This is a genomic window from Clavibacter vidaverae, from assembly GCF_047529985.1.
GTDB lineage: Bacteria > Actinomycetota > Actinomycetes > Actinomycetales > Microbacteriaceae > Clavibacter > Clavibacter nebraskensis_A.
Genome location: NZ_JBLJAM010000001.1, coordinates 983,256 through 1,001,206, shown reverse-complemented (window position 1 = coordinate 1,001,206; position 17,951 = coordinate 983,256). Strand labels below are relative to the sequence as shown.

20 protein-coding genes and 2 tRNA genes are annotated in these 17,951 nt (G+C 72.2%); 14 read left to right on the top strand and 8 right to left on the bottom strand.

Annotated features, from left to right (window positions below):
- Window position 1 precedes the first annotated feature (1 nt).
- The 7 genes from ACMT9T_RS04665 to ACMT9T_RS04635 all read left to right on the top strand — a co-directional run bounded on the left by ACMT9T_RS04665 (window position 2) and on the right by ACMT9T_RS04635 (window position 6,348).
- Window positions 2-1,123 (top strand): branched-chain amino acid aminotransferase, encoded by a 1,122-nt coding sequence (locus tag ACMT9T_RS04665; RefSeq protein ID WP_414744454.1) that lies wholly within the window; start codon window positions 2-4, stop codon window positions 1,121-1,123.
- Window positions 1,124-1,177: 54 nt separating this feature from the next.
- Window positions 1,178-1,951: a fumarylacetoacetate hydrolase family protein gene (locus ACMT9T_RS04660; RefSeq protein ID WP_414744453.1), complete on the top strand. Its 774-nt coding sequence runs from the start codon at window positions 1,178-1,180 to the stop codon at window positions 1,949-1,951.
- A gap of 2 nt (window positions 1,952-1,953) precedes the next feature.
- Window positions 1,954-2,715 carry a hypothetical protein gene (locus ACMT9T_RS04655; protein WP_414744452.1) on the top strand — a complete coding sequence of 254 codons (762 nt, stop codon included), beginning with the start codon at window positions 1,954-1,956 and terminating at the stop codon, window positions 2,713-2,715.
- 13 nt (window positions 2,716-2,728) lie between these two features.
- On the top strand, window positions 2,729-4,249 hold the full coding sequence (gltX, locus tag ACMT9T_RS04650; protein ID WP_414744451.1) for a glutamate--tRNA ligase: 1,521 nt from the start codon (window positions 2,729-2,731) through the stop codon (window positions 4,247-4,249).
- The gene (locus ACMT9T_RS04645) at window positions 4,242-5,207 is read left to right on the top strand and encodes an NAD(P)/FAD-dependent oxidoreductase (protein ID WP_414744450.1); all 966 of its coding nucleotides are present in this window, start codon (window positions 4,242-4,244) and stop codon (window positions 5,205-5,207) included. Before gltX ends, ACMT9T_RS04645 begins: the two co-directional genes overlap by 8 nt.
- 88 nt (window positions 5,208-5,295) lie before the next feature.
- Window positions 5,296-5,367 (top strand) — tRNA-Gln (locus tag ACMT9T_RS04640).
- A gap of 168 nt (window positions 5,368-5,535) precedes the next feature.
- Window positions 5,536-6,348 (top strand): GIY-YIG nuclease family protein, encoded by an 813-nt coding sequence (locus tag ACMT9T_RS04635; protein WP_414744449.1) that lies wholly within the window; start codon window positions 5,536-5,538, stop codon window positions 6,346-6,348.
- Between the two features lie 83 nt (window positions 6,349-6,431).
- On the opposite strand, the gene ACMT9T_RS04630 is transcribed toward ACMT9T_RS04635, so the two are convergent.
- The 4 genes from ACMT9T_RS04630 to ACMT9T_RS04615 form a co-directional block, all read right to left on the bottom strand.
- Window positions 6,432-7,442 (bottom strand): aldo/keto reductase family protein, encoded by a 1,011-nt coding sequence (locus ACMT9T_RS04630; RefSeq protein WP_414744448.1) that lies wholly within the window; start codon window positions 7,440-7,442, stop codon window positions 6,432-6,434.
- 100 nt (window positions 7,443-7,542) lie between these two features.
- Entirely contained in the window at window positions 7,543-7,836 is a 294-nt protein-coding gene (locus ACMT9T_RS04625; protein ID WP_414744447.1) for a hypothetical protein, read from the bottom strand.
- 194 nt (window positions 7,837-8,030) lie between these two features.
- Complete coding sequence (locus ACMT9T_RS04620; protein WP_414744446.1) at window positions 8,031-9,041, bottom strand: aldo/keto reductase family protein; 1,011 nt, start codon at window positions 9,039-9,041, stop codon at window positions 8,031-8,033.
- A 54-nt stretch (window positions 9,042-9,095) separates the two neighbouring features.
- Window positions 9,096-9,710: a TetR/AcrR family transcriptional regulator gene (locus tag ACMT9T_RS04615; protein WP_414744445.1), complete on the bottom strand. Its 615-nt coding sequence runs from the start codon at window positions 9,708-9,710 to the stop codon at window positions 9,096-9,098.
- Between the two features lie 55 nt (window positions 9,711-9,765).
- On the opposite strand from ACMT9T_RS04615, the gene ACMT9T_RS04610 reads away from it, so the two are divergent.
- A complete protein-coding gene (locus ACMT9T_RS04610) occupies window positions 9,766-10,563 on the top strand; it encodes an SDR family NAD(P)-dependent oxidoreductase (protein ID WP_414744444.1) in 798 nt (265 codons plus the stop codon).
- A gap of 68 nt (window positions 10,564-10,631) precedes the next feature.
- Here ACMT9T_RS04610 and ACMT9T_RS04605 read toward each other — a convergent pair whose 3' ends face one another.
- The 3 genes from ACMT9T_RS04605 to ACMT9T_RS04595 all read right to left on the bottom strand — a co-directional run bounded on the left by ACMT9T_RS04605 (window position 10,632) and on the right by ACMT9T_RS04595 (window position 13,052).
- Window positions 10,632-11,717: a TerC family protein gene (locus ACMT9T_RS04605; RefSeq protein ID WP_414744443.1), complete on the bottom strand. Its 1,086-nt coding sequence runs from the start codon at window positions 11,715-11,717 to the stop codon at window positions 10,632-10,634.
- 231 nt (window positions 11,718-11,948) lie between these two features.
- Window positions 11,949-12,371, bottom strand: a complete 423-nt coding sequence (locus ACMT9T_RS04600) for a DUF3592 domain-containing protein (RefSeq protein ID WP_414744442.1) — start codon at window positions 12,369-12,371, stop codon at window positions 11,949-11,951.
- Window positions 12,372-12,413: 42 nt separating this feature from the next.
- Complete coding sequence (locus tag ACMT9T_RS04595) at window positions 12,414-13,052, bottom strand: MBL fold metallo-hydrolase (protein WP_414744441.1); 639 nt, start codon at window positions 13,050-13,052, stop codon at window positions 12,414-12,416.
- A 170-nt stretch (window positions 13,053-13,222) separates the two neighbouring features.
- Here ACMT9T_RS04595 and ACMT9T_RS04590 point away from each other — a divergent pair.
- From ACMT9T_RS04590 to ACMT9T_RS04575, 4 genes are all read left to right on the top strand, one after another.
- Window positions 13,223-13,295: transfer RNA gene (locus ACMT9T_RS04590), tRNA-Glu, on the top strand.
- A gap of 114 nt (window positions 13,296-13,409) precedes the next feature.
- Window positions 13,410-14,132 carry a Type 1 glutamine amidotransferase-like domain-containing protein gene (locus tag ACMT9T_RS04585; protein ID WP_414744440.1) on the top strand — a complete coding sequence of 241 codons (723 nt, stop codon included), beginning with the start codon at window positions 13,410-13,412 and terminating at the stop codon, window positions 14,130-14,132.
- A gap of 10 nt (window positions 14,133-14,142) precedes the next feature.
- Window positions 14,143-14,829 carry a uracil-DNA glycosylase gene (locus ACMT9T_RS04580; protein ID WP_116054745.1) on the top strand — a complete coding sequence of 229 codons (687 nt, stop codon included), beginning with the start codon at window positions 14,143-14,145 and terminating at the stop codon, window positions 14,827-14,829.
- A 53-nt stretch (window positions 14,830-14,882) separates the two neighbouring features.
- Complete coding sequence (locus ACMT9T_RS04575; protein ID WP_414744439.1) at window positions 14,883-15,572, top strand: GNAT family N-acetyltransferase; 690 nt, start codon at window positions 14,883-14,885, stop codon at window positions 15,570-15,572.
- Here ACMT9T_RS04575 and ACMT9T_RS04570 read toward each other — a convergent pair.
- Window positions 15,454-16,611 (bottom strand): CPBP family intramembrane glutamic endopeptidase, encoded by a 1,158-nt coding sequence (locus ACMT9T_RS04570; RefSeq protein WP_414744438.1) that lies wholly within the window; start codon window positions 16,609-16,611, stop codon window positions 15,454-15,456. The genes ACMT9T_RS04575 and ACMT9T_RS04570 overlap by 119 nt on opposite strands.
- A 131-nt stretch (window positions 16,612-16,742) precedes the next feature.
- Between ACMT9T_RS04570 and ACMT9T_RS04565 the strand changes: the two genes are divergently transcribed.
- Both ACMT9T_RS04565 and ACMT9T_RS04560 read left to right on the top strand, forming a co-directional pair.
- A complete protein-coding gene (locus ACMT9T_RS04565; protein WP_414744437.1) occupies window positions 16,743-16,940 on the top strand; it encodes a multidrug transporter in 198 nt (65 codons plus the stop codon).
- On the top strand, window positions 16,937-17,938 hold the full coding sequence (locus ACMT9T_RS04560) for an NAD-dependent epimerase/dehydratase family protein (protein ID WP_414744436.1): 1,002 nt from the start codon (window positions 16,937-16,939) through the stop codon (window positions 17,936-17,938). The genes ACMT9T_RS04565 and ACMT9T_RS04560 overlap by 4 nt, the downstream gene beginning before the upstream one ends.
- Window positions 17,939-17,951: the final 13 nt, after the last annotated feature.

Below are 17,951 nucleotides of genomic sequence, written 5' to 3'. Positions count from 1 at the left end.
CATGAGCACCACCCCGAGCACCACCAGCGCCTCCGCCTTCCCGCTCGCGTTCGAGCGGACCCCGTCGGAGACCGCCCGCGCCGACGCCGAGCGGGAGGCGATCCTCGCCGACCCCGGTTTCGGCAAGCACTTCACGGATCACATGGTCCAGATCGACTGGACCCTCGACGGCGGCTGGCACGACGCCCGCGTCGTCCCGTACGGACCGCTCCAGCTCGACCCGGCCGCGAGCGTCCTGCACTACGGCCAGGAGATCTTCGAGGGGATGAAGGCGTACGCGCACGCCGACGGATCCGTGTGGACCTTCCGCCCCGACCGCAATGCCGCCCGACTCCAGCGCTCGGCCCGCCGCCTCGCGCTGCCGGAGCTCTCCACCGAGGACTACATCGAGTCGGTGAGGCAGCTCGTCCGCGCCGACATCGACTGGGTGCCGCGCGCCGCCGAGCAGAGCCTCTACCTGCGGCCGTTCATGATCGCCAACGAGAGCTTCCTCGGCGTGCGCGCCGCCCAGCGCGTGGGCTACTACGTCATCGCGAGCCCCGCGGGCGCGTACTTCACGGGCGGCGTCGCTCCCGTCTCCATCTGGCTGTCCACGCAGTACTCCCGCGCGGGCAAGGGCGGCACGGGCGCCGCGAAGTGCGGCGGCAACTACGCCGCGTCGCTCCTGCCGCAGGCCGAGGCCGCGTCGCACGGCTGCGCGCAGGTGCTCTTCCTCGACTCCGAGGAGGGGCGCTACCTCGAGGAGCTCGGCGGCATGAACATCGTGCTCGTCTACAAGGACGGCCGCATCGTCACACCCGACTCGGAGAGCATCCTCGAGGGCATCACGCGCGACTCCATCCTCGAGCTCGCGCGCGACCGCGGCCTCATGGTCGAGAAGCGCCGCGTGGAGCTGTCGGAGTGGGTCGAGGGCGTCGCGTCCGGCGAGATCACCGAGGTGTTCGCGTGCGGCACGGCGGCGGTCATCACCCCCATCGGGCGCCTGCTCGGCGAGGGCCTCGACGTCGGCGACATCGACGCGCCCGCGGGCGAGCTGACGATGTCGCTGCGCCAGGAGCTCACCGACATCCAGTACGGCCGGATCCCCGACCGCCACGGCTGGCTCACGCGCCTCGACGCGTAGCGCGTCCGCTCGTGCGGGCGGCCGCGCGCCGTCCGCACGGCTAGGGTCGTCAGCGTGAAGATCGCGCGATTCAGCACCGGCTCCGACCCCCGCTTCGGCATCCTCGACGAGGAGGAGGACCACCTCGTCGTCCTCTCCGGCGACCCCATGTTCAGCGGCTACGAGACCACGGGGGAGCGCGTGCCGCTCGCCGACGCGCGGCTGCTCGCGCCCGTGATCCCGCGCTCGAAGGTCGTCGCGGTCGGCCGCAACTACGCGGCGCACGCGGCCGAGCACGGCAGCGAGGCGCCCACCACGCCGCTCATCTTCCTGAAGCCGAACACCTCGGTCGTCGGCCCCGACGACGTGATCCGCCTCCCGGCCGACAGCCAGCGCGTCGAGCACGAGGGCGAGCTCGCGGTCGTCATCGGCCGGATCACGCGGGACGCGTCCGTCGAGGACGCCGCGCGTGCGGTCTTCGGCTACACGATCGGCAACGACGTGACCGCCCGCGACATCCAGCACTCCGAGAGCCAGTGGGCCCGCGCCAAGGGCTACGACACGTTCTGCCCGCTCGGCCCGTGGATCGAGACCGAGGGCGCCTTCGAGGACGCTCTCATCGAGACGCGCGTCGACGGACAGCTCCGCCAGTCCGGCCGCACGAGCGAGATGGTGCACTCCGTCCCCGAGCTCATCGCGTTCGCGTCGCGCGTGTGGACCCTGCTGCCCGGTGACGTGATCCTCACGGGCACCCCCGCCGGCGTCGGCCCGTTCACCGACGGCCAGGTGGTCGAGGTGTCGATCGAGGGCATCGGCACGCTCGCGAACCCCGCGCGCGCCCGCGCCTGACCGTGATCCGCCCCGGCCGTCCCGCGCTCCTCGCGCTGGCGGCCGTCGCGGTCGCGCTGCTCTCCGGGTGCGTGTACGACGTGTCCGACTACGGGCTCGAGACGCCGGGGCCCTCGGCTGCCGCCGCGCCGACCGCCACGCCGACCCCGAGCGCCGCCGACCTCCGCCTGCCCGGGGGCTGCACGCCCGCCGACCTCTCGATCGACTGGGCGGAGCCCGTGGCCGGCCCCGACGACGAGCTGCTCGCCGTGCGCGTGATGGCCGTGCGGATCCCGAGCGCGGGGGAGCAGCCCGGCCTCGGCTCGACGACCCAGCGGGTCACGCGCATCGACACCGCGCTCCGACCGCCGCTCCGCCTGGCGCCCGACGAGGGGGACGGCGCCCCGGTCGACGACGGGCTCGCTCCGCCCGAGGCCTGGGCCGCCTTCCTCGGCGCCGACCTCATCGGCCGCGAGCTCGTCGGGCCGAGCTTCGGGCTGCCCCTGCAGATCACCTCGTTCGACCCCGCGCTCGACCGCGCGGCCCGCTACGTCATCGGCTACCTCGGCTCCGCGCAGTCGGCGCACGTCACGGTCACCGGCTGCGGCGGCGCCTTCCGGGGATCCGGGACGCTCGAGGGGCTGGACCCGACGCGCTCCTCGGGCGCCGTCCTCCTCGAGTGCGGCGTGCCGCCCGGCGACCAGTACGACCGGTGGGACCTGCTCGAGCCGTACTGCGCGGACGGGGTGCCGGGCGCCGACGGGGAGCCGCAGCCCGAGCCCTAGAATCGGACCCAGGATGACTGAGACAACCGCGCACCCCGTGACCACCGCTTCCGGCACCGACGTCCGCGTCCGGTTCTGCCCGTCCCCGACCGGGACGCCGCACGTGGGGCTCATCCGCACGGCGCTCTTCAACTGGGCCTACGCGCGCCACACCGGCGGCAAGCTCGTCTTCCGCGTCGAGGACACCGACGCCGCGCGCGACAGCGAGGAGAGCTACCAGCAGCTCATCGAGGCGCTGCGCTGGCTCGAGATCGACTGGGACGAGGGGGAGGGCGTCGGCGGGCCGCACGCGCCGTACCGCCAGTCCGAGCGCACCGATCTCTACCTCGACGTCATCGCCAAGCTCACCGCGTCCGGCCACCTCTACGAGAGCTACGCGACGGCCGAGGAGATCGAGGCCCGCAACCGCGCCGCCGGCCGCGACCCGAAGATGGGCTACGACAACTTCGAGCGCGACCTCACCGAGGCCGAGCGCCAGGCGTTCCGCGACGAGGGCCGCTCGCCCGCCCTCCGCCTCCGCGTGCCGGACACCGACCTCTCCTTCGACGACCTCGTGCGCGGCACGGTCACGTTCCCGGCCGGATCCTTCCCCGACTTCGTGCTCGTGCGCCCCAACGGCGCCCCGCTCTACACGCTCGTGAACCCCGTCGACGACGCGCTCATGGGGATCACCCACGTGCTCCGCGGCGAGGACCTCCTCTCGTCGACGCCCCGGCAGATCGCGCTGTACCACGCGCTCATCGACATCGGCGTGGCCGACGCCATCCCGCGCTTCGGACACCTGCCCTACGTGATGGGGGAGGGCAACAAGAAGCTCTCCAAGCGCGACCCCGAGTCGAACCTGTTCCTCCACCGCGACCGCGGCTTCATCCCCGAGGGCCTCCTCAACTACCTGGCGCTCCTCGGCTGGTCGCTCACGCACGACCGCGACGTCTTCTCGCGGATGGAGATGGTGACCGCGTTCGACGTCGCCGACGTCACGCCCGCGCCCGCGCGTTTCGACCTCAAGAAGGCGGAGTCGCTGAACGGCGACCACATCCGCCTCCTCCAGCTCGACGACTTCGCCCAGCGCCTGGTGCCGTACCTCCAGGCGGCCGGCGTCGTCGGCGCCGAGCTCACGCACGACGAGCAGCGGATGCTCGACGCGGCGGCCCCGCTCGTGCAGGAGCGCATGCAGCTCCTCGGGGAGGCGCCCGACCTGCTGTCGTTCCTCTTCACCACGGCCGACGCGCTGCCCTACGACGACGCGGCCGTGCAGGCGCTCAAGGACGACGCCGGCGAGGTCCTCGCGGCCAGCCGCGGCGCGCTCGAGGGCGTCCCGCACACCGAGTGGGACATCGACCTCGTGCAGCAGGTGCTGCAGAACACGCTCATCACCGGCATGGGGATGAAGCCGCGCCTCGCCTACGGGCCGCTGCGCGTCGCGGTCTCCGGTCGCCGCATCTCGCCGCCGCTGTTCGAGTCGATGGTGCTGCTCGGCAAGGACGAGACCATCGCGCGCCTCGACCGCCTGGCCGGGATGCTCGGTGAGTGATCCCGGGGTCGCCGGCGCGACCGGCGCCGGCTCCACCGCGACCGGCGACTCCTACGACGTCGTCGTCATCGGCGCGGGGCCCGCGGGCCTGTCCGCCGCGCTGAACCTGGTGCGCGCCCGCCGCCGCACGCTCGTGCTCGACAGCAGCCGTCCGCGCAACGCCGCGACGCTCATGTCGCACGGCTTCGTCACGCGCGACGGGATCTCGCCGCTCGAGCTCCGCAAGCTCGGCCAGGTCGAGGTGGAGGCGTACGACGAGGGCGAGTTCCAGCTCGCCGTCGTGCAGTCCGCGGAGCCCGCCGAGGGCGGCTTCACGATCCGCGCGAAGGGCGTACGCCGCGCTCCCGACCGCGAGGTGCACGCGCGCCGGATCCTCATCGCCACCGGCCTCGTGGAGACCCTGCCCGACCTGCCGAGCATCCGCGCCTACTACGGCACCGCCGTGCACAGCTGCATGGAGTGCGACGGCTACGAGAAGGCCGACGAGCCGCTCTTCCTGATCGGCGAGACCGACGACCTCGTGGAGCGGGCGCTGCTGCTCTCGCAGTGGTCGCGCGACATCATCGTCTTCACGAACGGCGTCGCGCACATCGACGAGGCGGGGGAGCGCGGGCTCGCGTCCCTCGGGATCCGCGTCGACCGCCGGCCCGTCGCCGACATCGAGGGCGAGCGCGCGGTCGTCACGGGCATCCGGCTGCAGGACGGCTCCGTCGTCCCGCGCACCGGCGGCTTCGTGCGCCCCCGCTACTCGTCGGCGCTCGACTTCCTCTCCGGGCTCGACCTGGACACGGACGACGACGGCCACATCGCGGTCGACGCCGAGGGCCGCACCTCGCACGCCGGCGTCTACGCGGCGGGCGACAGCTCGCAGCCGGGCCCGCAGCAGCTGATCATCGCGGCCGGGTTCGGGGCGCGCGCCGCCAGCGCGATCAACCGGGACCTGCTGCCCGTGATCTGACGCGTGGGGCCTGTCGGGCGGGCGCCGGTTTGGCGCGGATCCGGCCGATGGGCTACACTCGACGAGGCCCGATCACGCATCGGGGCCTTGGGGTATGGTGTAATTGGCAACACGGAAGATTCTGATTCTTTTGTTCTTGGTTCGAGTCCAGGTACCCCAGCACTGAAATCGCAGGAAATGACAGGCCCGGTTCTCCGGGCCTTTTCCTTTTTCTTCTCGCACGTTCCCCTGAACGATCCGTCTTTCTCGTGGATAGATGAAGGGCCGTGAGCTCGTCTCCGGCTCGCTCTCGTATGATCTCGACCAGGGGATGAGACGAGGGCTTCGCATGGCATTGACGCTCGACCCGATCCTGCTCGACGCGGGAATCCACATTCCGGACGCGCTGGTCATCCGACATGCCTACGTCCGCGTGCACGAGGACAGCGGTCTCCAGGGGATCCACGCCGATTCGACGGATGCCGAGATCCTGGAGTACACCCGCACGCAGTCCGCGGATGTGCAACGGTTCCCGAGGACACCGCCGCGATTCTGGGTCGTGTTCATTCGCGAAGGCGGCGACCGGGCACGGCTCTGGGCCGTCGTGGAGAACCGGGGCGTGGTGTCGGACGACGGCACTCTCCGCTTGTTCGACATCGTCGTCTCAGAGCACATGGCGGATCTCCGCGAGCGCCTCGTGATCGGCTGGAGGTCTCCGCGTTCGTGGTGGATCCGTGCAATCAAGGCGGCGACCTATCCGGTCGTGGGGATCGAGGACGCCCACCCGGTGCCGTTCCCCGGCTTCGACCGACTCGTCGTCGACTACGCGCAGCTGCAGGCGGTCATGCAGGAGCATCGCTACGCGTCATGGCGGACAGCGCTCGCTTCGGTGGTCGGCATCTACCTCATCACCGATACCCGGGATGGTCGACAATACGTGGGCAAAGCGGACGGCGCCGAGAACATCCGTCAGCGGTGGCACGTGTACGCGGTGAACGGGCACGGGGGGAACGTCGAGCTGCGCGGTCTGGATCCGGCTAGCTTCCGGTACTCGCTCCTGCGCGTGTTCGACCCCTCCACGCCGACAGCCGCAATCGACACCGCGGAGAGCCACTTCAAGGTGGCTCTCGACACGCGACGGCACGGGCTCAATCGCAACTAGGGATCGGGCTGTTCTCAGAACGACGACGGCCCCGCCCGAGCATCTGCTCGAGCGGGGCCGTCGTCGTGTTCAGCGCGAGCGGATCAGGAGAGGCGCCCCTTCGGCGAGCTGTCGCTCGTCTTCGACGGGTCCTTCTCCACGACGTCGCCGAGGGCGTCGTCGATGCGGGTCAGGAGCTCGGCCGGGATCTTGACGCCCGAGGCCTTCACGTTCTCGTGGACCTGCTCGGGGCGCGAGGCGCCGATGATGGCGGACGCGACGTTGTCGTTCTGGAGCACCCACGCGACCGCGAGCTGCGCCAGCGACAGGTCCAGCTCGTCCGCGACGGGCTGCAGCTCCTGCACGCGGCTGAGGACGTCGTCGTTCATGTAGCGCTTGATCATGTCGGCGCCGCCCTTGTCGTCCGTGGCGCGCGAGCCCTGCGGAAGGTCCTGGCCCGGCTTGTACTTGCCGGTGAGGACGCCCTGCGCGATGGGGGACCAGACGATCTGCGAGATGCCGAGCTCGGCGGACGTGGGGACGACCTCCTCCTCGATGACGCGCCAGAGGGCCGAGTACTGCGGCTGGTTCGAGATCAGCTGGAAGCCGAGCTCGCGGGAGAGGCCGTGCGCCTCACGCAGCTGCTCGGGGGTCCACTCGCTGACGCCGATGTACAGCGCCTTGCCCTGGCGGACGACGTCGGCGAACGCCTGCATCGTCTCCTCGAGCGGGGTCTCGTAGTCGTAGCGGTGGGCCTGGTAGAGGTCCACGTGGTCGGTCTGGAGGCGCTCGAGCGAGCCGTCGATCGACGCCATGATGTGCTTGCGCGAGAGGCCGGTGTCGTTGTGGCCCTTGGCGCCGGTCGGGAAGTAGACCTTCGTGAAGATCTCGAGCCCGTCGCGGTCCTCGCCCTTGAGCGCGTCGCCGAGGACCTTCTCGGCGACGGTGTTCGCGTAGCCGTCGGCGGTGTCGAACGTGGTGATGCCGGCCTCGAGGGCCGCCTGCACGCACTGCGTGGCGGTGTCGTTCTCGACCTGCGACCCGTGGGTCAGCCAGTTGCCGTACGTGATCTCGGAGATCTTGAAGCCTGAGTTGCCTAGGTATCGGAATTCCATCCTCCGAGCCTACGCCGCAGCTCATGGGCGCCGGCGGGACGCCGGCTGTCCGCACCATGACCGGGAGGTGGACGAGCCCAGCCCGGTGGACGGGCGAGCGTCAGCGTGGAGCAGGTGCCGTCCCACGTCGGAGCGCCGCGATCCACAGGGGCAGCGCCAGGAGCGCCACCACGACGGCCGCCCCCGCCCACGATCCGGTGATGCTCACGCTCGGGGATCCGGACGACTCGACGCCGCCGTCGAGCGCGAGGACGAAAGGGATGCGGATGTCGATGCCGCTGCCGAAGGCGAGGGCCGCGAGCAGCATGCCGGCGATGGCGACGATGCCCGCCGCGACGGCCAGGGCGCCGAGGGCGATGCCGACTCCGGCGGTGTGATGCGGCCGTGGCCCCATGGCGTCCTCCTGCGGTCCGTCGGCGCGGGACGCGCCTCGTGGGCGATCGCCGGGATCGGGTGATGCCGACCCTGGACGGTACCGCGGAGGCGGAGCCCGCGTCCATCGCTGGAGAGGGGGACCGGCACCACGTGGACGGCCCCGCCCGAGACGATCGGGCGGGGCCGTGCGGGCCGTTCAGCGGAGGGCGCGGATCACGCCTCGCGGGTCTTCGGCGAGCTGTCCTCGGTCTTCCGCGGGTCCTTCTCGACGATGTCGCCGAGGGCGTCGTCGATGCGGGTCAGCAGCTCGGCGGGGATCCTCACGCCCGACGCCTTGACGTTCTCGTGCACCTGCTCGGGACGGGAGGCGCCGATGATCGCGGACGCCACGTTCTCGTTCTGCAGCACCCACGCGACGGCGAGCTGCGCGAGCGAGAGGTCGAGCTCGTCGGCGACGGGCTGCAGCGCCTGCACGCGGGTGAGCGTGTCGTCGTTCATGTAGCGCTTGATCATGTCGGCGCCGCCCTTGTCGTCGGTCGCGCGGGATCCGGACGGCAGCTCCTGGCCGGGCTTGTACTTGCCCGTCAGCACGCCCTGGGCGATGGGGGACCAGACGATCTGCGAGATGCCGAGCTCCTTCGAGGTGGGCACGACCTCCTCCTCGATGACCCGCCAGAGCGCCGAGTACTGCGGCTGGTTCGAGGTGAGCTGGAAGCCGAGCTGCTCGGCGAGCTCGTGGCCGGCGCGCAGCTGCTCGCTCGTCCATTCGCTCACGCCGATGTAGAGCGCCTTGCCCTGCCGGACGACGTCGGCGAACGCCTGCATCGTCTCCTCGAGGGGCGTCTCGTAGTCGAAGCGGTGCGCCTGGTACAGGTCGATGTAGTCGGTCTGGAGCCGCTGGAGCGAGCCCTCGACGGAGTCCATGATGTGCTTGCGCGAGAGGCCGGTGTCGTTGTGGCCCTTGGGTCCGGTGGGCCCGAAGACCTTGGTGAAGATCTCGATCGAGGCACGTCGCTCGTCCTTGAGCGCCTCGCCGAGCACGGTCTCCGCCTTGGTGTTGGCGTAGACGTCCGCGGTGTCGAAGGTGGTGATCCCCGCCTCGAGCGCGGCCTTCACGCATGCGGTCGCGGTGTCGTTCTCGACCTGCGATCCGTGGGTGAGCCAGTTGCCGTAGGTGATCTCGGAGATCTTGAAGCCGGAGTTGCCGAGGTATCTGAATTCCATGGTCCGACCGTACGCCGGGCACCTCCGCCGCTCCGCACGAAAGTGTGCGACGCGTCAGGCGGCGGGGGAGCGGATCACGTGCAGGGGCGCCAGCGCGGTGTCGAGCGCCGCCTCGAGCGGCCAGGCGGAGCGCTCCGGCTGGCTGAGGACCAGGCCGCCCTGGATGGCCGCGAGGATGACCGTGGCGATGCGCTCGGGATCCGCCGACGCGGCGACGAGCCCTGCTTCGCGCATGCGCTCCACCCCGCGGGCCAGGAACGCGCGCCAGGTCCGCATGGACGCGGCGATCGTGCGCTCGAGCTCGGTGTCGACGGCCGCGGCCTGCGTGGCGAGCGACCCGATGGGGCAGGCCCAGCGCCCGCGGCCGATGTAGTAGTCCACGAGGCCGGTGCGCCACGCCTCCCACGACTCCCAGGAGCCCAGGTCGTGGATGTGCGGCTCCTGCGCCTCCAGGAGCTGGCGGCCCTCCCACTCGGCGACCTCGCGCACGAGCTCGATCTTGCCGCCGGGGAAGTAGTGGAACAGCTGGCTCTTGCTCGTGAGCGTCGCGGCGCGCACGTCGTCGAGGGTCGTGCCGCCGATGCCGGTGGCGAGGATCTGCTCTCCCGTGGCCTCGATGATCCGCTGCCGGGTGCGGCGCCCGCGCTCGGTGATCCCCGTCTCGGCCATGCCCCGATCCTACCGTTGTGGACCGAATGGTCCACCGCGTGCTATCAATTGGACCATGCAGTCCAACGAAGAAGTCCTCCAGTCCCTCGTCCCCGACACCCGGCTCGCCGGCCGCACGGCCGTCGTCACCGGATCCACCAGCGGCATCGGCGAGGCCGTCGCCCGCGTGCTCGCCGCATCCGGCGCCGAGGTCGTCGTCAGCGGCCGCGACGTCGACCGGGCGCGTTCCGTCGTCGACGCCATCACCGCGGCGGGCGGCACGGCCCACGCCGTGCCCGCCGACCTCGGGGGCGGCTATGACGGCATCCGCGCCTTCGCCCGCGACGCGACGGCGGCCCTCGGCGGTCACGTCGACATCCTCGTGAACAACGCCGGCCTCTACCCGGTGGGCGCGACCGCCGGTCTCGCCGACGACGACCTCGACGCGATCCTCGCCGTCAACGTCCGCGCGCCGCACGTGCTCGTCGCCGAGCTCGCGCCCGCCATGGCCGAGCGCGGCGCGGGCGCGATCGTGGACATCGGCTCGTGGATGTCGCGCGTGGGGATCCCGTTCGGCGCGGCCTACACGGCGTCGAAGGCCGCGATCGAGCAGATGACGCGCACGTGGGCGGCGGAGTACGGGCCGCGGGGGGTCCGCGTGAACACGGTGGCGCCGGGCGCGACCTCGACCCCGGGCAACGCGGCGGACGCGGACGCGGTCGCCGCGATGACCGCGAGCACCGTGGCGGGCGTGCCGGTGCGTCCCGTCGACATAGCGTTCGCGGTGCGCTTCCTCGTCTCGGACGAGGCGGCGTTCGTCCACGGCGCGGTGCTGGACGTGGACGGCGGCATCAGCGGCACGCGACTCGGCTGACCCGCCGCACGCACGACGACGCCCGCCCCCGGATCCGGGAGCGGGCGTCGTGGTCGTGCGGGGGAGCGCTAGCGGCGCGGGGCGTCCGCGTCGACGCTGCGGCCGGAGCCGCGCGCCGCGTCGTCGTCCGCGTCGGCGGGGGCCTTCTCGCCCTCGACGGAGGCGGCCGAGTCGGTGCCCTCGACCGCGGTGCCGTCGCGCTTCGTCTTCGCGAGGCTCGCGATCGTCGCCACCGTGATGGTGAGGAGGATGAACGACAGCGAGAACCAGATCGGGATCTCGGGGGCCCACAGCATCGGCTCGCCGCCGTTGATGAAGGGCACCTCGTTGACGTGCATGGCGTGCAGCACGAGCTTCACGGCGATGAAGCCGAGGATCACCGCGAGGCCCTGCGAGAGGTACACGAGGCGCTCGAGCAGCCCGGAGATCAGGAAGTACAGCTGGCGGAGACCGAGCAGCGCGAAGGCGTTGGCGGTGAAGACGATGTACGCCTCCTGCGTCAGCCCGAAGATCGCGGGGATGGAGTCGAGCGCGAACAGCACGTCGGTGAGGCCGATGGCGAGCATCACCAGGAACATCGGGGTGAAGAGCCTCTTGCCGTCGACGCGGGTCGTCAGCTTGTCGCCGTCGTAGTGGTCCGAGGTGGGGATGAAGCGGCGGAGCACGCGGATGAGCTTCGAGTCGGACTCGTCCTCGTCGTGCGTCTCCTTCATCTGCTTGTACGCCATGACGAGCAGCAGGGCGCCGAAGAGGTAGAAGACCCAGGAGAAGTTGTCGATGATCGCGGAGCCCATCGCGATGAAGATGCCGCGCATCACGAGCGCGATGGCGATGCCGACGAGCAGCACCTTCTGCTGGAAGGCCCGCGGGACGGCGAAGCTCGACATGATGATGAGGAAGACGAAGAGGTTGTCGACGCTCAGCGCCTTCTCCGTCACGTAGCCGGCGAAGTACTCGCCGCCGAAGGTCCAGTTCGAGAAGACGCCGACGCCCACTCCGAACACGAGCGCGATGACGATGTAGACGACCGACCAGGTCGCGGACTCCTTGAGCGTCGGCTCGTGCGCCTTGCGGACGTGCGCGAAGAAGTCGAAGACGAGCAGGCCGAGGACGGCCGCGATGGTCGCGGCCCAGAGCCAGAAGGGGACATCCATGAGGGGTTCTCCAGTACTCGGACCGCTGACGGGTCCGGGGGGGTACTGAAGGTCTCCTCCACCCCGCGAGCTGCTGCTCGCGGAACCGGTCGTACGGGTCGGAGTGGTCCGACCGTATTGACGACACGACCGCCGGATGGGAGTACTCCCCTTCGTGAGAGGAGCCTATACGCCTGCATGGAGCGCTCCCGACCACGCGGGCGGATCCCCAGCCGGCGCGCGCCGCGGCCGCTACTCGAGGAAGAGGATGACGATGCCCGCGACGGCGGCTGCCGCGCCGATGCCGATCAGCACGAGGCCCGTGACGCGGAGGGCGCGGCCGTCGAGCTCGGGGGCGTGGGTGCGGACCCGCCACGGGGAGCGCGGCGAGAACCAGACGCGCACGTCGGATCCGGGCGCGAGGTCGCGGGTCTCGGGGGTGTCGGCCGGTGCCTCGTGCACGTCGCCCTCGTCGTCGAACCAGCGGAGGACGCGCACGGACCCGCCGTCCTGGCCCGGCTGCGCGGGCGCGTCCGCGACGAGTCCCTCGGCCGCGGTCCAGCGACGGCCGAGCACGCGCACCGAGACGCCGGCGACGTAGAGGGCGATGCCGGGCACCAGCGCGATCCACGTGAGGAACTCGATGATGAGCGACGCGGCGCCGAGACCGTCCATTCCGTGTGCCCCGCGTCCGCTCGTCGAGAGCCCGAACAGGGCCTAGAGGTCGATGCTATCGCCGGGCTCCAGGGCGTGGAACTCGCCGCCGCCCTGCTCGGTCGCCCACTGCAGGCGCCCGTTCGACATGGTCTTGCCCGCGGTCGACAGCACCATCTCGTGCGTGGGGAACGCGCGGCGGGGCTTCACGGCGAGGACGTAGTCGATGGACTCGCTGATCTTCATCCACGGGGCGCCTGCGGGTGCGGCGAGCAGGTCGACGTCGACGCCCTCGGGCACGACGAACGAGTCGCCCGCGTAGTAGAGCGCGTCGTTGACGAGCACGCCGAGGTTGTCGACCACGGGGATGGACTCGTGGATGACGGCGTGCGCGCCGCCGAAGAAGCGCAGCGTGAAGGGGCCGACCTCGATCGTGTCGCCCGCGTGCACGACCGTCACGTCGAAGCCGTCCGCGGCGGCGGCCACGCCCTCGGGCGCGTAGATGGGGACGCCGTCGTTCCTGTCGAGGATCCGCTTCAGCTGCTCGGGGGTCCAGTGGTCGGGGTGCTCGTGCGTGATGACGATCGCGTCGGCGTTCATCGCCTCGGTGATGGGGGTGGTGAAGGAGCCCGGGTCGATGAAGAGCTTGCGCCCCGACATCTCCAGGACCAGGGCGGCGTGCTCGAGCTTCGTCAATCGCATGAGAGGAGCCAACACCGTCGAGGCGGCGGGGGCAAACCGGGCGCGCGGGGGCGCGGACGGGCGGCGATCGGGGGCGCGGGCGGGCGGTCGGCACGGGCGGATCCGGCCCGGTCGGGGCTCGATTTGGTCGGGCTGTGAGTGCTGTGGCATACTCGACGAGTTGCAAAAACGGCCCCATCGTTTAGCGGCCTAGGACACCGCCCTCTCACGGCGGTAACACCGGTTCGAATCCGGTTGGGGTCACAGACGCAGTGAATACGAGCCCGGCATCTCCTCACGGAGGTGCCGGGCTCGTCTGTTTCCCGGCACTCCCTCCGCGGGGCTCGGGCGCCCGCTCCGGCCCTGTACCGTCGAGGGGTGAGTGTGCACCTGGTCGGAGGCGGCCTGTCGGATGACGACACCCCCCTCCTCGCGCGGTTCCTGTCCGAGGCGACGACGAGGGCGACCGATGCCGCCCGGCTGGAGCCGGCCCGCATCGCCGTGGTCCTCGTCCACGACGGCCTGGGCGCCGAGTGGTTCGACCAGTACGCCCAGGCGCTCCGTGCCGCGGGCGCGTGCGAGCCGGTCGCCGTGCTGGCGCCCGAGGGCGGATCCATCGAGGTCGCGCAGCTGCAGGACGTGGACGGCATCGTCGTCGGCGGCGGACTGACCCCCGCGTACCGCCAGGCGCTCGAGCCGGTCTTCGGCGAGATCCGCCGCCAGGTCACCGCCGGGGTCCCGTACCTCGGCTTCTCCGCGGGCGCCGCGGTCGCCGCCGAGACCGCCATCGTCGGCGGCTGGCGCATCGGCGACGTCGAGGTCGTGCAGGAGTCCGCGAGCGAGGACCTCGACGAGGTCACCGTGGAGCAGGGCATCGGCCTCATCGACGTCGCGGTCGACGTGCACGCCGCCCAGTGGGGCACCCTCACGCGGCTCATCGCCGCCACCGAGGCGGGGCTCGTCGAGGGCGGCGTCGCCATCGACGAGGGCACCGTGCTCATCGTGGGCGAGGGGCAGCTGGTCGTGCACGGGCGCGGCAGCGTCTGGTCGGTCATCGGCTCGGAGACGGGCGTGACCGTCAGCTCCGCCGGCGCGGCCTGATCCACCGCCCGTGGCGCTGACCCTGCCCCAGCTCGTGGAGCGCGGGCTCATGGACGCCGGCTGGGCCGAGGCGCTCGCGCCGGTCGCCGACGACATCGCGCGGATGGGGGAGTGGCTCCGCGGCGAGGTCGCCGCCGGACGCCCCTACCTCCCCGCGGGCGACCGCGTGCTGCGCGCGTTCCAGCAGCCGCTCGCCGACGTGCGCGTGCTCATCGTGGGGCAGGATCCGTACCCCACGCCCGGCCACCCCGTCGGCCTCTCGTTCTCCGTCGAGCCCGACGTGCGGCCCGTGCCGCGGAGCCTCGTCAACATCCACCGGGAGCTCCGCGACGACCTCGGGATCCCGACGCCCGAGCACGGCGACCTCACCGCGTGGACCCGCAGCGGCGTGCTGCTGCTCAACCGCGTGCTCACCGTGCGCCCGGGCGCGCCCGCGTCGCACCGCGGCAAGGGCTGGGAGGCCGTGACCGAGTGCGCCATCCGGGCGCTCGCGGCGCGCGGCGGTCCGCTCGTCGCGATCCTCTGGGGCAAGGACGCGGGATCCCTCGCGCCGATGCTCGCGCCCGTGCCGTCGATCACGTCCGTGCACCCGAGCCCGCTCTCGGCGTCACGCGGGTTCTTCGGCTCGAAGCCGTTCAGCCGGGCGGACGCGCTGCTCGCGGAGCAGGGCGCGGATCCGGTCGACTGGCGGCTCTGAGCGCCCGCCGCCCGATCCGGCCGCGCGCCCGGCGGTCCCCGTAGGATCGCGGCATGCTCGAGGAGGAATACCAGACGAGGCGCCGCCTGCCCGCCCACCTCCGGAAGCCGACGCCGCCGATTCCCGTCTTCTCCTACGAGATCCGGCCGGCCGTCGCCTCCGACCTCCCGGACATCCGCGAGATCTACAACCACTACGTCATGAACAGCACCGTCACCTTCGACGAGACGCGCATGACGCTCGCCCGATGGCGCGGGCGCTTCGGCCAGCTCGAGCGGATGGGGATGCCGTTCCTCGTCGCCGTCTCGCCGTCCGGGCAGGTGCTCGGCTACGCGCTCGTCGAGCCCGTCGGCAACCGGCGCTCGTCGCGCACCACCGTGGAGGACTCGATCTACCTCGGCGCCGCGTCCACCGGCAAGGGCCTCGGGCGCGCGCTGCTGGAGGCGCTCGTCGAGGCATGCCGCACGGCCCGGATCCGCGAGGTGATCGCGGTCATCGCCGACCAGGGCGCCGACGCCTCGATCCGCCTGCATGCGTCGCTCGGCTTCACGGAGAGCGGGCGCATGGGCCGCGTCGGCTGGAAGTTCGGGCGCTGGCTCGGCACCGTCACGATGCAGCTGACGCTCAGGCCGGCGGAGTCCCCGGGCCTGTGGGCGCGGGCCATGCGGCGAGCGTCGCCTGGCGCTGCCGCTCCCGCTCCCACCAGTCCCGCTCCTGCTCCCGCCGCTCCTCCTTCGCGGTGAGCGGTCGGGGCGCGACCGTCGCCACGCGCTGACGGCGCGCCAGCCAGCCGGTGAGGAGCGCGGATCCGAGCACCACCGCCATCGGCAGGAGCATGAACGGCCCGCCGGTGCCCGCGCTGCGGTCGAAGCTCTGGGACATCTGGCCGAGGATCACGGTGGGGATGAACAGCAGCGTGTTGTTGAGCGCGTGGATGAGCACCGGCGCCTCGAGGCCGCCCGTGAGCCGTGCCGCGATCGTCGCCGACAGGCCGAACACGAAGTAGTAGGCGATGAGCCACGGGTCCTCGGCGAAGTGGGCGAGGGCGAACAGGCTGCTGGAGAGGATCGCGCCGACGACGAGGGCGACGCGGGTGTCGCGGAACCAGGATCCGGCCGAGCGCTGGACGAGGCCGCGGAAGCCGTACTCCTCGCCCGCCGACTGCAGCGGCGTCGTGAGCAGCACGATCGCCAGGTACAGGACGACCTCGCCGTCGAACCGGACCTCGCCCGAGGGGTCGAGCGCGAACGTGACGCCGATGTAGACGAGGAACACGGGCGCCATGACGAGCGCGGCCCGGCCGAGCCAGCGCCAGCGGAACCGGCCGGCGATGGAGGACATCGCGCCCATCCGGACCCCGAACAGCCAGCGCTGCAGGAGCATCGAGACGGGGATCAGCGCGGCGAGCGACAGGTTCGTGGCGAGCAGCACGATCGGCGTCATGGTCGTGAGGGACGCCTCGTCGGCGGGATCCATCCGGCCGGTGAGGATCTCGATGAGGATGGCGGCGCCCCCGAACACGAGCGACAGGACGAGGAAGGCGACGCCGAAGAGGACGAGCGCGAGGATGCCGCGCCAGGGGCCGCCCGTGTCGCGGAGGCCGTGGTGGTACGGGACGGGCGGGCGCTCGGGGAGCGGCGGGAGCTCGGGCGGGAACGGGGCGGGCGCGCCGGGTGCGCCGGGCGCAGCGGAGGCCGCGGGGGCGCCGGGGACGACGGGAGGGGCGACCGGGGGACCGGGGGTCGGCGTGGGGTCGGGCGTCGTCGGCTCCTGTGCGCTCATGCGGCAACGGTAGCCGGGTGCGGTGGGGCGGCGGATCCACCCGATGGCGGACGGCGCGCGGCGGAGGGCGGGCGGCGGCTCGGCCGGTGCGGGATCCGCCGCGTACGGTGGACGCGACGAGAGGCGGACCCATGCACCAGGACCCGGACGAGACCCGCGACTTCGAGGAGAAGCGGCACGAGCAGCTGACGACGGCACCGAAGGCGGTGGAGTCGGACGCCGCTCCCCGCGTGGACGTGACCGAGCAGGAGGACGGCGTGACGCGGATCGACGTGGCGGACACGGCGTCGGTGCGGCCGGGGAACCCGGCGGAGGCGCGCGAGTCGTGAGCGTCGACGCCGGCGCTGCCTCGCCCGCGCGCGACGTGCTCGTGCTCGGCGGCACCGCGTGGATCGGCCGGCTCATCGCCGAGCGGCTGGCGGCGCGCGGCGACCGGGTGACGTGCCTCGCGCGCGGCACCGGCGGATCCGCCGCCGCGGGCACCCGCTTCGTCGCGGCGGACCGCGACCGGGCCGACGCGTACGCGGCCGTCGCCGGCGCGGATTGGGACGAGGTCGTCGACCTGACCTCCTCGGCGCAGCACGCGCGCGAGGCCGTGGCAGCGCTCGCCGACCGCGCCCGGCACTGGACGCTCGTCAGCACCGTGTCCGTGTACGCGTCCTTCGCGCACCCGGGCGACGACGAGACCGCGGCGCTCGTGGATCCCGTCGACCTCGAGGAGTACGGGCAGGCCAAGGTCGCGGCCGAGCGCGCGGTGACCGCGGCGCTCGCCGGACGGCGCATGATCGTGCGCCCGGGCCTCATCACCGGACCCGGCGACGACAGCGACCGGTTCGGGTACTGGCCGGCCCGGTTCGCGCTCGCGGGCGACGGGCCGGTGCTCGTGCCCGACGCGACCGACCGGCGCGTGCAGGTGCTCGACGCGCGCGACCTCGCCGACCTGGTGGTGGACGTGGGCGTCCGGGGGCTCGACGGCGTGGTCGACGCGGTGGGGGAGAGCGTGCCGCTCGCGGACGCGCTCGACCTCGCGGCGGAGGCGGCGGGATCCACCGGCGGACGCGTGGTGGCGACGGACGCGCAGCTGGCGCATGCCGACGTGCGGCACTGGGCTGGACCCCGGTCGCTGCCGCTGTGGCTGCCGGACGAGGCCCGCGGCATGCTCGCCCGCAGCGACGCGGGGATCCGCGCGCTCGGCATGGTGCGCCGCCCGCTCGCGGAGACGATGCGCGACGTGCTGGCCGACGAGCGGGAGCGCGGGCTGGACCGGCCGCGCCTCTCCGGCCTGACGCGCGACGAGGAGCTCGCGGTCATCGCGTCCCTGCGCTGACGCCCGCCCCACG